The organism is Bacillus sp. TE9106W (genome assembly GCF_054062215.1).
The window spans coordinates 160,208-173,822 of the sequence record NZ_JBSSFA010000009.1; the positions used below are offsets into that span (position 1 = coordinate 160,208).

Annotated in this window: 13 protein-coding genes; 11 read left to right on the plus strand and 2 right to left on the minus strand. The window is 35.5% G+C overall.

All coding sequences use genetic code 11. From position 1 onward, the window contains the following. Window positions 1-8 precede the first annotated feature (8 nt). Window positions 9-167 (plus strand): hypothetical protein, encoded by a 159-nt coding sequence (locus ACVWY7_RS17640; RefSeq protein WP_000532409.1) that lies wholly within the window; start codon window positions 9-11, stop codon window positions 165-167. A gap of 22 nt (window positions 168-189) precedes the next feature. Here the strand turns inward: ACVWY7_RS17640 and ACVWY7_RS17645 are convergent, their stop codons facing one another. Beyond that, window positions 190-531, minus strand: a complete 342-nt coding sequence (locus tag ACVWY7_RS17645) for a DUF3969 family protein (protein WP_000766603.1) — start codon at window positions 529-531, stop codon at window positions 190-192. 175 nt (window positions 532-706) lie between these two features. Continuing rightward, the gene (gene glsA, locus ACVWY7_RS17650) at window positions 707-1,636 is read right to left on the minus strand and encodes a glutaminase A (RefSeq protein ID WP_001149853.1); all 930 of its coding nucleotides are present in this window, start codon (window positions 1,634-1,636) and stop codon (window positions 707-709) included. A gap of 69 nt (window positions 1,637-1,705) precedes the next feature. On the opposite strand from glsA, the gene ACVWY7_RS17655 reads away from it, so the two are divergent. The 10 genes from ACVWY7_RS17655 to pflB all read left to right on the plus strand — a co-directional run bounded on the left by ACVWY7_RS17655 (window position 1,706) and on the right by pflB (window position 13,596). After that, a complete protein-coding gene (locus tag ACVWY7_RS17655) occupies window positions 1,706-1,819 on the plus strand; it encodes a hypothetical protein (protein WP_001990608.1) in 114 nt (37 codons plus the stop codon). Window positions 1,820-1,960: 141 nt separating this feature from the next. Continuing rightward, window positions 1,961-3,454, plus strand: a complete 1,494-nt coding sequence (gene nagE, locus ACVWY7_RS17660) for an N-acetylglucosamine-specific PTS transporter subunit IIBC (RefSeq protein WP_000938883.1) — start codon at window positions 1,961-1,963, stop codon at window positions 3,452-3,454. A gap of 254 nt (window positions 3,455-3,708) precedes the next feature. Further along, window positions 3,709-4,947 (plus strand): serine hydrolase domain-containing protein, encoded by a 1,239-nt coding sequence (locus ACVWY7_RS17665; RefSeq protein WP_456523881.1) that lies wholly within the window; start codon window positions 3,709-3,711, stop codon window positions 4,945-4,947. 153 nt (window positions 4,948-5,100) lie between these two features. Next, complete coding sequence (locus ACVWY7_RS17670; protein WP_000335518.1) at window positions 5,101-5,502, plus strand: LSm family protein; 402 nt, start codon at window positions 5,101-5,103, stop codon at window positions 5,500-5,502. Window positions 5,503-5,518: 16 nt separating this feature from the next. Next, window positions 5,519-5,713, plus strand: coding sequence for an LSm family protein (locus ACVWY7_RS17675; RefSeq protein ID WP_000899474.1), 195 nt, complete (start codon window positions 5,519-5,521; stop codon window positions 5,711-5,713). After that, complete coding sequence (locus ACVWY7_RS17680) at window positions 5,694-7,274, plus strand: glycosyltransferase family 2 protein (protein ID WP_000458437.1); 1,581 nt, start codon at window positions 5,694-5,696, stop codon at window positions 7,272-7,274. The genes ACVWY7_RS17675 and ACVWY7_RS17680 overlap by 20 nt, the downstream gene beginning before the upstream one ends. Beyond that, a complete protein-coding gene (locus ACVWY7_RS17685) occupies window positions 7,264-8,508 on the plus strand; it encodes a nucleotide sugar dehydrogenase (protein WP_070172133.1) in 1,245 nt (414 codons plus the stop codon). Before ACVWY7_RS17680 ends, ACVWY7_RS17685 begins: the two co-directional genes overlap by 11 nt. After that, window positions 8,505-9,470 (plus strand): NAD-dependent epimerase/dehydratase family protein, encoded by a 966-nt coding sequence (locus ACVWY7_RS17690; RefSeq protein ID WP_073523143.1) that lies wholly within the window; start codon window positions 8,505-8,507, stop codon window positions 9,468-9,470. Before ACVWY7_RS17685 ends, ACVWY7_RS17690 begins: the two co-directional genes overlap by 4 nt. Next, complete coding sequence (locus tag ACVWY7_RS17695; protein ID WP_073523141.1) at window positions 9,463-11,007, plus strand: glycosyltransferase family 2 protein; 1,545 nt, start codon at window positions 9,463-9,465, stop codon at window positions 11,005-11,007. The genes ACVWY7_RS17690 and ACVWY7_RS17695 overlap by 8 nt, the downstream gene beginning before the upstream one ends. A 339-nt stretch (window positions 11,008-11,346) precedes the next feature. Then, the gene (gene pflB, locus ACVWY7_RS17700; RefSeq protein ID WP_000195481.1) at window positions 11,347-13,596 is read left to right on the plus strand and encodes a formate C-acetyltransferase; all 2,250 of its coding nucleotides are present in this window, start codon (window positions 11,347-11,349) and stop codon (window positions 13,594-13,596) included. The last annotated feature ends 19 nt before the right edge of the window (window positions 13,597-13,615 follow it).

Genomic DNA, 13,615 nt, shown 5'->3' on the forward strand with positions numbered 1-13,615 from the left:
GGATTTGTATGGGACGCGGGAAAGCATTTGATCATAAGAAAAAAGGGCACGATCATCAACCACCTAAAGGTGCGTTCATTCATAAAGATGTAAATGAACATACTTTGGAAGAGGAAGAGCTACCAGTAAATATTGAGGCGTATAAAAATAGTTTGAAAAAACATTAAAAGCACCTACATAGGTGCTTTTTTAACGTATATCCTCAATTAATTGTTCCGATTCTTCATGCATACTGTACTCACTTAATACTTGAATACAAAGCCACTTTAATTCTTCAATCGTATGTTCAAGTTCTTCAGGAAGCACATGATGAATGTCTTCAAGTCCCATTCCGAAATGAATAAGTTCAAGTACTTGATCATCGATATTCCGATCCATTAACAGTTCAAGTACTTCTAAATTGAATATGTATCGGTGAGCTTCATCGAGTGAAACAACTTTTAACTTCAAGCTTTCTACAATACTCAATATAAAAAGAAGAATGGTTTTTTCAAGAACAGGCTGTTTTCCCATTTGAAATATTAGTTTCATCTTTCACACCTCCACATATAGCGCTAGGTTGTACTATATTATTCAGGAGGGGGGAGCAAATATGCATGATATAGAGAAACTTTCAGTACGGTTTCTGTACGGTCATGGATAGCTGATAAAATTGAGATTTTTATGAAATGAAAAAATCCTGCTAGTATAGCAGGATAGCTCTGAATTAAAAAATGCTCCAACCTTCTTGAGCAGAAAGAAGTTCAAGAATTTTAAAACCAGCGATACTATTTCCGTTTGCATCTAAAGCTGGTCCGAAAATACCAATTCCCATTTCTCCTTTTACGCAGCCGAAAATGCCACCAGCTACACCACTTTTTGCTGGGATACCAACACGAATCGCAAATTCACCAGACTCGTTATACATGCCACATGTAACCATAAATGTTTTACAAATCTTTGTAATATGCTTAGGGATAATTTGTTTTTTCTTATATGGATCATATCCATCCATCGCAAAAATTAAACCGATACGTGCTAAATCAATACAGTTTACCTCAACTGCACATTGGCGAGTGTATAAATCCATCAGTTCTTCGATATCACAATCGATAATTCCGTTTTGTTTCATATAGTAACAAAGTGAACGATTTAAGTAAGCTGTCTCTAATTCTGAATTGGCAACTTTAGAAGAATAATTAATAGTAGGATTATCTGTTATTTCACGTACGAAATGAAGAATGCGCTCCATTTTTTCTTCGTTATCTTTTCCTGCTAACATACTTGTAATAGCTAGTGCCCCTGCATTAATCATTGGATTAAGTGGTTTAGAAGGACTCGTCGTTTCTAACTTAATAATAGAATTAAATGGATCACCAGTTGGCTCCATTCCAACTTTAGAAAATACATATTCTTCACCACGATCTAAAAGTGCAAGTGCAAGTGTAATTACTTTTGAAATACTTTGAAGAGTGAATAGTGTTTGTGAGTTGCCAGCATGGATGTATTCTGTTTCTTTATGAAAAATGGCAATCCCTAAATCATCTGGATTGGCATTTCCTAGTTCGGGGATATAAGTAGCAAGCTTTCCTTTTTTCGTATATGGTTTTACTTGTTCTAACAACTGTTGTAAGTTGTTTGTTTCAATGCACTGCATAGTACCAACGCTCCTATTTCGAATTAACTAAGTTTACTTTTCCCGATATGCTCGGAAATAAATAATAACATGAAAAAGTGGAATGATAAAACGAAAGTTACAAGTTCTATATTAGGCCTTTCGTTTCGAGTATTCTGTAGTGAAAAAGGAGAATTTTCCTTTTATATAACAGTTTGGAAATAGGAGATTTATCCATGAAAAATTCAAAAATAAAAACTACACATCTATACAACTATATGTTATTATGGTTATGTAAATAGAAAGCGTTTTCTAAGGCGTACTTATAATGATAACGATTTCATAAATTTGATAGGGGGAATTAAAATGTTGCAGTTTCTACAACGTATTGGTAAAGCGTTAATGCTTCCAATCGCCGTACTACCAGCAGCAGGATTATTGCTTCGTTTAGGACAAGAAGACGTATTTAACATTCCTGTTATGGCACAGGCCGGTGCAGCAATTTTTGATAATTTAGCACTTATTTTTGCAATTGGTGTTGCAATCGGTTTGTCTGTTGACGGTAGTGGAGCAGCTGGACTTGCCGGAGCAATCGGATATCTTGTTTTACAAAATACAACGAATGCTCTAAGTAAGACGTATTCAGCAGCAGAGTTAAATGATAAATTAAAAAGTGTTCAAGATTTAGTCGGTTCAGTAGATCCAACTAAATTAGCAGATACGATGACAAAGGTTTCAAAAGCAGCGGCGTTAACGCCAAAAATAAATATGGCCATACTCGGTGGTATTATTGCAGGGGTTGTTGCGGGATTATTATACAACAAATTCCATAAGATTAAACTACCAGAATGGTTAGGATTCTTTGCAGGAAAACGCTTCGTACCAATCATTACTTCAATCGTAATGTTACTTTTAGGATTGGTATTCGGTCAAATTTGGCCAACAATTCAAAGTGGTATTGATGCAGTGGCACATGGTATCGTGAACTTAGGTTCAATTGGTGCTGGTTTATTTGGATTATTAAACCGTTTATTAATTCCAATTGGTTTACACCACGTAATGAACACATACTTCTGGTTCGTACTTGGTGACTTTACAAATGCAGCTGGCGATATTGTTCATGGTGATATTGCACGTTTCTTTGCAAAAGATCCATCAGCAGGTATGTTTATGACTGGTTTCTTCCCAGTTATGATGTTCGGTTTACCAGCAGCATGTTTCGCAATGATTGCAGCTGCTAAACCAGAAAAACGTAAAATGGTTACAGGTATGTTAGGTGGTCTAGCATTAACTTCATTCTTAACTGGTATTACAGAGCCAATTGAATTCTCATTCATGTTCTTATCGCCAGTACTATATGGAATTCATGCTGTATTAACAGGTCTATCTCTATTCATTACAACAACACTTGGCATTCATGATGGTTTCTCATTTAGTGCCGGGGCAATCGATTACGTCTTAAACTTCGGTATTGCAACAAAACCATTGTTACTAGCAGGAATCGGTTTAATTTACGCAGCAATTTACTTTGTAGTATTCTACTTCTTAATTAAGAAGTTCGACCTAAAAACTCCTGGTCGTGAAGATGAAGAGGAAATGGCTGAAGGCGAAGAAGCTCCAGTTGCAGGTTCAATTGGTGAAACTTACGTAGCAGCTTTAGGTGGAAAAGAAAACTTAACAGTTATTGATAACTGTGCAACACGTCTACGCTTACAAGTGAAAGATGCTGGTCAAGTAAACGAAGCAGCATTAAAACGTGCTGGTGCAAAAGGTGTTATGAAATTAAGTAACACGAGTGTCCAAGTTATCGTAGGTACAAATGTTGAATCTGTTGCCGATGATATGAAAAAACACGTATAAATAATTAGATAAGAGGATATCCAAAAAGATTGATAACATCAATTTTTTAGAGGGTATCCTCTTTTTTTATGTTAAAAAATTAATGGGAATCTTACTTTTGTAAATTTTCTTTTTCTTTTTTATGCATATAGGTTGGTAATATGTGCAGTGCGTGATAAAGTAGGGATGACATAGAATGGATTATCCATAATCTACTAAAATGAGTCTTTAGTAAAGGTAGTAAATTATTGGTGAATAAGGGGAAAAAAGCAATCATGGATCAGGAAAAAAATAATGCGAATGGGAAATCACGTCGGCCGATTGTATACATAAAAAGAACAATCATTCTCGTCTTACTATTTTCACTTGTATATTTCATGTATACAAAAATTGTTACGCATAATAAGAAAGAAGAAATTTTAAAAGCGGCAGAAATGAAGAAGCAAGAAGAGCTAAAAAAGAAAGAAGAAAAAAAGAAGCAAGAAGCACAAAAACAAAAAGAGCAGGAAGAACAAGTGAAGCAAGCACAAGCTGCAGAACAGCCTGCTGAGGGACCACCTCAAGAAATTAATGAAAACGCTCAATTAGATCAATATTTACAAAACATAGGATTTAGCGGGACAGCGGTTATTGTGAAGAACGGAAAAGTTCTTGTGAATAAAGGATATGGTATGGCGAATAAAGAGAAACAAGTACCGAATAATTCAGAGACAACTTTTTATATTGGTTCTATTTCAAAGGCGTTTGTAGCGACTGCTATTATGCAATTAAAAGATCAACATAAATTAAATGTAGAGGATACGATTGCGAAGTATATTCCAGATTTCCCTCAAGGTAATAGTATTCAGTTAAAACATTTATTAACACATACATCAGGAATTCCGGAGTACGAGCAGGGAACAGAGGATATTTCTCATGAAGAATTGATAAAACGAATAGGAAAGCAAAAGCGCATTGGAAGTCCAGGAGAGAAATGGAAGTATTCCGATTCTAACTATTCGATACTTGCCTATATTGCTGAGAAGGTAAGCGGACAACCGTTAGAAGAGTATATTAAACAACATATTTTTGCACCTGCTGGTATGAAACATTCTGGTTTTGGTAGAGAGCTAGAACAAACAAGATTTCCATCGACAGGTTATAAAATAGTAAATAACAATATGACAACACCTAATATTCCAAGTATGTCACAACTTTATGGTTGTGGTGATATATATACAAGTGCACATGATTTGTATTTATTTAATGAAGCGCTCTTCTCTGAAAAGTTAATTTCAAAAGAAAGCTACGATCAAATGTTTACAGGCGGAAAAAAAGATTACGGGTTTGGATGGTACGTAGACCCGGGAAGTTATTCGAATCACGGTGTAATGCCAGGCTGGAATTGCTTGAATGGATTTAGTAAAAATGGAAGTGTATATGTCGTTTTATTATCTAACATTCAAAACAATATTAAATCGTTTGGTAAAGTGAACAACGACATTTATACGATGTTGCGAAATATTGAAGTGTAAGAGACTATCCTTTTGGATAGTCTTTTTTGTGCTTAGAACAGATTGTTTCGATGAAAAATGTATGTCTTACCTATCACAAAAAGAGTCTGATTTGTGTACATTAAGATGTATGGATATGTTTTTATAATTTAAAAATAATAGGAGGAGAAGTGTATGTGTCTGTTCGGTAAGTATTGGAAAAAATTATCAAGATTGTTTAATAGGCAATTAGATTATTTTTTAGATAATAAGTTATTGCCTGCTGTGGAACGACTTTTATTTTCACAAAACTTCGCGAGATTTATTCAAAGAAACTCTAAGCAAGCTACGGAAGAATTTATTGAATCAAGTAGATTTCAATCTATTATTTGTAACATTTTAAAAGAATGTAATACATCACCTTTTAAAGAAATTGCAGAGCAGTATTTAGGTAAAAACGTAGAAATTACAGTGACAGTTGGACAGTTAACGGGTGTTATTGTAGCAGTTGGTGATGATTTCTTAATACTACAAGAAGGAATAGGAACAGAAGTTTTATTACCGTTTGCAAGTATTATATCAATTAAAGAAGCGTAAGAAAGGAGACTTATATATGTTATTTACTGATGAATTGCGTAACCATGTTGGTGAGTTAGTGCAAGTGGTGACTGCTGTTGAAATCGTTTCAGGTGTGCTTTTATCTGTGACAGATGGAGCAGTAAGCGTTCGTACTTCTCCTTCCTATGGACCACCGGAAGATGTAATTGTACGTATTCCTGTTATTGCCTATGTTCGCTTGGAAGGGTAAGCGTGATAAAAGTATGAAAGTATCAGTTGTTATTCCAGTGCATAATGAGGCAAGTACTTTATCAAAAGTTTTAGCAGAAGTAAAAAAGTTAGAACCATATGAAATTATCATAGTAGATAATGGATCGACCGATGGGACAAAAGAAATAGCATTACAACATCATTGCCGTGTGATTTATTATAATCATTCTCTTGGTAATGATGTGGGACGGGCAATTGGCGCTAGAGAAGCAAAAGGTGAAATTGTCTTATTTTTAGACGGTGATATCGTCATGAAAAGTGAAGAATTATATCCTTTTATTAAAGGAATACAGCAAGGACATCAAATTGTTTTGAATAACTTAACATGGTCTGTTTATTTAAAAGTACGACCGCATTATACGACGGTTGGAAAATATATGTTAAATCGTTATTTGAACAAGAAAGAGTTTGTTGTAGGGTCTTTAATTGCGATACCACATGCAATCAGTCGTGAAGTGATTGAAAAACTGGGGTGGTGGAATTTAGCAGATCCAGCATTATTTCAAGCGATGGCGATGTCTAGAGGAGTAGATATTTCAGATATGGCTTCAGTTGATGTAATATACACAAATAAAGTTCGTCCTGTTCATACGGGCACATCACCTGATTCCCCTTATCCTAAAGCGACTAGTCGTATTATGGGCGATCATTTACGTGCTTTGCAATATATAACCGAAACATATGGTAAACGCGGTGGTTTTTTGGAGGGAAATAGAGATAGAGAGTTTATAGGGAAATATAAACCAGTTGTATTAAAAAAGGAAAAAGCGAAATACAGTGCGATTATACCAGTGTCAGAAGAAAAAACGACTATAAGATCTGTTATACAAGAAGTAAAAAAAGCAGGGGTAGATGAAATTATTATTGTTGCGAATGGAGCAGATATTGAGACTATTAAACAAGTAAACCTAGAGAATGTTATTGTTGTTGAAGTTACGAAGACGCTTGGAAACAATGTAGCACGAGCGATAGGTGCCATGCATGCTACAGCAGAGATTTGTTTATTTGTTGATGGAGATTTTGCTATTCCGGCAAAAAAACTAGTTCCATTTTTGCGTGCTATTGAAGATGGAAGTGATATGGCATTAAATGATTTGCAGTGTTTATTAGATATATTTCATCCAGCAGATCCAATTAGTATGGGAAAATACTTTGTGAATTTGGTAGCGAAACGACCAGATTTATGGAATAACTCACTAACAGCAGTACCACATGCCATCCATAAGAAGGTAATAGAGAAAATAGGATATGACTCTCTTATCATTCCGCCATTAGCACAAATGAAAGCTATTTTAGAAGGGTTCTCTATTACAGCCGTTGAGTTTGTAGATGTTATAAAAACAAATCGAGTACGTCCAGAGCAACATGAATTTGTAAATGGGCGCATTTCAGCATTTGACCGTATTTTCGGTGACCAACTTGAGGCGATTGCATATTTATTACAACATACAGACGAACGCGGAGGTTTTACAGATGGAGATAGAGATAGAGAAATAATTCAACAATTGAGAAGGGAAGAAGAGAATACAAATGAATACTAGTCGTAAAGTAGCTATCATTGGATTAGGGTATGTTGGTCTTCCTTTAGCAGTCCATCTTGCAGAAAGGGGCCATACTGTACTTGGACTAGATAAAGATACTAGAAAAATAGAATCAATTATAAAAGGAGAAAGTTATATTCCGGATGTTTCTTCTAAGGAGTTACAAAGTTTATTGACGAAAAAAAAATTAATAGTAAATACACCGGATCAAGGTATTGCTGAGTTTCAAAATAGTGATTACGTTATTGTCACTGTCCCGACTCCAATTAATGAACAAAGAGAACCAGACTTAAGTGCCCTCATTTCAGCTTCACATTATATACAACAAAACCTTCAAAAAGGACAAACCTTCATTTTTGAAAGCTCCACATATCCAGGTACACTCGAGGAAGTTATCATTCCTATTATTTCTCAAACAGGTAAAAAGGCAGGAGAAGATTTCTATATCGGATATTCCCCTGAGAGAATTGATCCAGCAAATAGTCAATATTCAGTTCAAACGATTCCAAAAGTTATTAGTGGACAAACAGAAAAGTGTAAACAAAAAGTACAGGCTTTGTATAGCACTATTTTTGATGTAGTTGTTCCAGTTAGTTCTCCGAAAGTAGCGGAGATGTGTAAGCTATTCGAAAACATTCAGCGCCTAGTTAATATTTCGTTAGTCAATGAGCTAAACACACTATGTGAAAGTTTAGGAATTGATTTTTATGAGGCGCTTGAAGCGGCATCTACAAAACCATTTGGATTTACTCCATATTGGCCAGGTCCAGGGATAGGAGGACACTGTATTCCAGTAGACCCTTTATATTTTCAATGGAGAATAAAAAAGAATGGTGCAATGAGTCAATTGATTGAAGCAGCGCATGTAATTAATGAAGAAATGCCAGAGAAAATGGTCCAGAAAGTAAAAGGTGTGGTGCAACCACCTGCAACGGTTTTAATTGTAGGGATTGCATATAAGAAAGATGTAAATGACTTAAGAGAATCACCAGCGTTGCCAATTATTGAATTGTTAATAAAAGAAGGATACGAGATAGAATATCACGATCCATATATTTCTTCGGCAAAATTTGGAGATAAGGTGTACCAATCTGTTTCTTTGAATGAACAAGCCGTTAACCAAGCGAGTTGTATTTTAATTTTAACGGATCATTCTAATATTGATTGGAAGCTTTTTAAAGGAATAAAGCGAGTAGTAGATACACGTGGGATTGTAAAGAAGGTGAGTAAATGAGTAAGAAATGTTTAATTACAGGCGGAGCAGGATTTATTGGATCCCATTTAGCTGAAGAGTTGGTGGGAAGAGGTTATAATGTCACGATTGTTGATAACTTCTATAAAGGGAAAAATAAATATCATGATGAGTTAATGAAAAAAATTCGGGGTATTCCAATAAGTGTCTTAGACAAAAATTCTATTTATGAACTCGTAAACCAACATGATGTTGTGTTTCATTTAGCAGCAATTTTAGGTGTGAAAACGACAATGGAAAAGAGTATAGAGCTAATTGAAACGAATTTTGATGGAACGAGAAACATTTTACAAGCAGCGCTAAAAGGAAAAAAGAAAGTAGTTTTTGCGTCTACTTCAGAAGTATATGGTAAGGCAGAGCCACCCTTCTCTGAAGAAGGAGATCGATTATACGGTGCAACTTCTAAAATACGTTGGAGTTATGCAATTTGTAAAACGTTAGAAGAAACATTATGTTTAGGATACGCTTTAGAAGGTTTACCTGTAACGATTGTTCGTTATTTTAATATTTATGGCCCACGAGCGAAAGGTGGTCCGTATGCAGGGGTAATCCCGCGATTTATTAGTGCGGCCCTGCAGGGAGAAGACATTCTCGTATATGGAGATGGAGAGCAAACACGTTGCTTTACGTATGTAAGTGATGCGGTAGAGGCAACGATTCGGGCAATGGATGAGAAGGTAAATGGTGAGATTATTAATATAGGTTCTGAGAATGAAAAAAGTATAAAAGAAGTAGCAGAGGTCATTAAAAAATTAACGGATTCTTCTTCAAAGATTGTGCAAGTACCTTTTGAAGAAGTATATCCACATGGTTTTGAAGAAATTCCAAATAGAAGACCAGACGTAACAAAATTAAAAGATCTTGTTCAATTTCAGGCGAAAGTAACGTGGGAAGACGGATTGAAGGAAACCATTAAGTGGTTTCGTGAAGAAGACAATGGCTAAGTCATTATCTGTTATTATTCCTGCATGTAATGAAATCGATACGATTTCAGACGTTATTCAATCGGTAAAAGGATTAAATCCATTAGAGATTATTGTAGTAGCAAATGGTTGTACTGATGGTACAGAAGAGGTTGCTGATCGTTTAGGGTGTAAAGTAATCAAGTATACAGAGCTACTTGGAAACGACGTTGGCCGTGCAGTTGGCGCAAAACAGGCGATAGGTGATGTATTACTATTTATAGATGGAGATTTTGCTATTCAAACTTCAAAATTACAATTATTCCTAAATCCAATTTTACATGATCAGGCCGACATCGTTTTAAATAATTTGGACACGTTATTTTTAAAGAAACAAAAACCGCACTCAGTGACAGTATGGCGCCAAATATTAAATGCAATGTTAGAGCGTGAAGAGTTAAAAATTGATTCTTTATTATCTGTACCTCACGCGTTGACGAAAGAAGTTGTTCAAAGTATTGGATATGAATGTTTTGTTAATCCTATTGTCGCTCATTTACGCCTTGTTCAAAGCAAATGGAGAATTAGTCGACATTGTGCAATTGACGTTATTACACCAAATAAATTTCGGCCGACTGAGCATGCTGCGTATGGAACGGGTCTTTCTCATTCTGAAAAACGGATGATAGGTGACCATATAGAAGCTGTAGCGGAGCGAATAGTAGGTAGCGATGAGCGCGGAGGGTATTGTGATGGAAATAGGAAAAGAGATAGTGTCTATCATACTTTAGATTTTGAAGATTTTTATCAAGGATGGGGTGTTACATCTAATTTGTATAAGGGAAAGCAATTATCGGTCATTATTCCTGTACAAGATGAAGAGAAAACAATTGGAAACGTTATAGAAGAGCTTCGCAAGATTGAACCTTTTGAAATTATCGTTGTTGTAAATGGTTCGTCCGATCAAACGGCGACGATTGCAAAAGACAAGGGAGCAACGACAATTGTATATAAAGAAGCACTTGGAAATGATGTGGGGCGCTCACTTGGAACGTATTTTGCAAAAGGAGAAATTGTGTTATTTATAGACGGCGATTTTGTTATTCCAGCGAGCGAGCTATATCCTTTTGCGAAAGCTATTGCAGATGGGACAGATGTTGCATTAAATGATCTAAATCATTATTTAGATTTAAGAGTACCGCTTCATCTTGTAAATGCATTTAAATATGCATTAAATTTAGCTTGTGATAGAAAAGATCTAGGCGTAGGCTCACTTGTCGCTGTACCGAATGCGTTTAGCCGTAAGTGTTTGAAACAAATTGGGTATAGATCTTTATTGGCGCCGTGTGTAGCCCAAGTGAAAGCTATTCTTTCAGGATTTGAAGTTGCATGTGTAAGTCGTGTTGAGGTCGATAAGATGAACCGTATTCGTCCCAGTGAACATTTTGCTAAAATAGGTCATCCACCAGCTGTACTTCGAATTATAGGTGACCATATAGAAGGATTAGAGCAATTAATTGGATTAACAGGCAGTCGTGGTGGATTCCATGATGGAAATAGAAAAAGAGATATTTTATAGGTAACAAAAAAGTGTACAACATATGTACACTTTTTTGTTCTGTTATAAAAACTATAACAGATTAGGAGATAAGAGTATTACAGCTCTACAATGGGTATTGTTTTTATATTACAAAATAGGACTCGTATATAAGAATACCAAAAAAATACAATTAAGGAAAGGGTTAATTTTAAAGACTTTAAAATGAAGTTAACACTATGTATATAGTAGTTTGCTCAATATTTCACAAACATGTCACAACTATTTCGTTCACTTTCGTAAAAAAGTAGTATTCTAAGTGTGTAAGCTGTTATATAAAAAATCTTAGTCCTGTACTAATCAAAAATGGAGGAGATTAGGATGACTCAAGTATTAGAAAATGTTAAAAACGCATGGGAAAACTTTAAAGGTGAAAAATGGAAAGCAGAGATTGATGTTCGCGATTTCATTTTAAATAATGTAAACGTTTACGAAGGAGACGAATCTTTCTTAGCGGGAGCAACTGAAGCAACGAAAAAACTTTGGGATCAAGTAATGGATTTAACAACGAAAGAACGTGAAAACGGTGGCGTTCTTGATATGGATACAAAAATTGTTTCTTCTATTACATCACATGAACCAGGATATTTAAATAAAGAGACTGAAAAAGTAGTCGGTTTCCAAACTGATAAACCATTTAAACGTTCTTTACAACCATATGGTGGTATTCGTATGGCGGAACAAGCTTGTGAATCTTATGGATACGAAATGGATAAAGAGCTTAGTCGTATTTTTAGAGATTGGAGAAAAACTCATAACCAAGGTGTATTTGATGCTTATACACCAGAAATGAGAGCTGCTCGTAAATCAGGTGTTATTACGGGTCTTCCGGATGCATACGGACGTGGACGTATTATCGGTGACTACCGCCGCGTAGCATTATATGGAGTAGATCATTTAATTGAAGCGAAGAAAACAGATTTAAATTTAACTGGTGGTGTAATGAGTGAAGATACAATGCGTTTACGCGAAGAGTTATCTGAGCAAATACGTGCACTTCAAGAGTTAAAACAAATGGCTGCTTCTCATGGCTTTGATATTTCTAAGCCAGCAACAACTGCTCAAGAAGCATTCCAATGGTTATACTTTGCATATCTTGCAGCAATTAAAGAGCAAAACGGAGCTGCAATGAGTCTTGGACGTACTTCTACATTCTTAGATATTTATATTGAAAGAGATTTAGCAAATGGTACTTTAACAGAAGAAGACGTACAAGAAATTGTGGATCACTTCATTATGAAATTACGTCTTGTGAAATTTGCCAGAACACCTGATTATAATGAGTTATTCTCTGGTGACCCAACTTGGGTAACTGAGTCTATCGGTGGTATGGCATTAGATGGTCGTCCATTAGTAACAAAGAACTCATTCCGTTTCTTGCATACATTAGATAATTTAGGACCAGCTCCAGAACCAAACTTAACAGTTCTTTGGTCTAAACAATTACCACAGAACTTTAAAAACTACTGTGCGAAAATGTCTATTAAAACATCAGCAATTCAATATGAAAATGATGACATTATGCGTGCTGACTACGGCGATGACTACGGAATTGCTTGTTGTGTATCTGCAATGAGAATCGGTAAACAAATGCAATTCTTTGGCGCACGTGCAAACTTAGCAAAAGCATTACTATATGCGATTAACGGTGGTAAAGATGAAAAATCTAAAGCGCAAGTTGGTCCTGAGTATGCACCGATTACTTCTGAAGTATTAGATTATGAAGAAGTTATGCATAAGTTTGATATGACAATGGAATGGTTAGCGGGTCTATATTTAAATACATTAAATGTTATTCACTACATGCACGATAAATATAGCTACGAACGTATTGAAATGGCACTTCATGATACAAATGTTCTTCGTACAATGGCAACAGGTATCGCGGGTCTATCTGTAGTAGCAGATTCTTTAAGTGCAATTAAATATGCAAAAGTAAAACCAATTCGCGATGAAAACGGAATCGCAGTTGACTTTGAAATTGAAGGAGATTTCCCTAAATACGGTAACAATGATGACCGTGTAGATGAAATTGCTGTAAATCTTGTGAAAACATTTATGAATAAACTTCGTAAACATAAAACATACAGAAATTCTGTTCATACAATGTCAATCTTAACAATCACATCTAACGTTGTATACGGTAAGAAAACTGGTAACACTCCAGATGGTCGCCGTACTGGAGAACCATTTGCACCAGGTGCGAACCCAATGCATGGACGTGATACAAAAGGTGCGTTAGCTTCATTATTATCTGTAGCTAAATTACCATATGAAGATGCACAAGATGGTATTTCTAATACATTCTCTATTATTCCAAAAGCGCTTGGTAAAGAGGATGAAGTACAAGTACGTAACTTAGTATCAATGCTTGATGGTTATGCAGTAAAAGAAGGTCATCACTTAAATATTAACGTATTTAACCGTGAAACATTAATGGATGCAATGGAACATCCTGAGAAATATCCACAATTAACAATTCGCGTATCTGGTTACGCTGTAAACTTTATTAAATTAACTCGTGAACAACAAATCGATGTAATTAACCGTACAATGCATGAAAGCATGTAAATGAAAAAAGTGTCCCTCT

Bases quoted from the DNA above. Each gene is read 5' to 3' on its own strand.
- ACVWY7_RS17695 (WP_073523141.1), top strand. From the start codon at position 9,463: ATGGCTAAGTCATTATCTGTTATTATTCCTGCATGTAATGAAATCGAT.
- ACVWY7_RS17640 (WP_000532409.1), top strand. From the start codon at position 9: ATGGGACGCGGGAAAGCATTTGATCATAAGAAAAAAGGGCACGATCAT.
- ACVWY7_RS17665 (WP_456523881.1), top strand. From the start codon at position 3,709: ATGGATCAGGAAAAAAATAATGCGAATGGGAAATCACGTCGGCCGATT.
- ACVWY7_RS17690 (WP_073523143.1), top strand. From the start codon at position 8,505: ATGAGTAAGAAATGTTTAATTACAGGCGGAGCAGGATTTATTGGATCC.
- ACVWY7_RS17655 (WP_001990608.1), top strand. From the start codon at position 1,706: ATGAAAAAGTGGAATGATAAAACGAAAGTTACAAGTTCTATATTAGGC.
- ACVWY7_RS17645 (WP_000766603.1), bottom strand. From the start codon at position 531: ATGAAACTAATATTTCAAATGGGAAAACAGCCTGTTCTTGAAAAAACC.
- ACVWY7_RS17680 (WP_000458437.1), top strand. From the start codon at position 5,694: ATGTTCGCTTGGAAGGGTAAGCGTGATAAAAGTATGAAAGTATCAGTT.
- nagE (WP_000938883.1), top strand. From the start codon at position 1,961: ATGTTGCAGTTTCTACAACGTATTGGTAAAGCGTTAATGCTTCCAATC.
- ACVWY7_RS17675 (WP_000899474.1), top strand. From the start codon at position 5,519: ATGTTATTTACTGATGAATTGCGTAACCATGTTGGTGAGTTAGTGCAA.
- pflB (WP_000195481.1), top strand. From the start codon at position 11,347: ATGACTCAAGTATTAGAAAATGTTAAAAACGCATGGGAAAACTTTAAA.
- ACVWY7_RS17670 (WP_000335518.1), top strand. From the start codon at position 5,101: ATGTGTCTGTTCGGTAAGTATTGGAAAAAATTATCAAGATTGTTTAAT.
- glsA (WP_001149853.1), bottom strand. From the start codon at position 1,636: ATGCAGTGCATTGAAACAAACAACTTACAACAGTTGTTAGAACAAGTA.
- ACVWY7_RS17685 (WP_070172133.1), top strand. From the start codon at position 7,264: ATGAATACTAGTCGTAAAGTAGCTATCATTGGATTAGGGTATGTTGGT.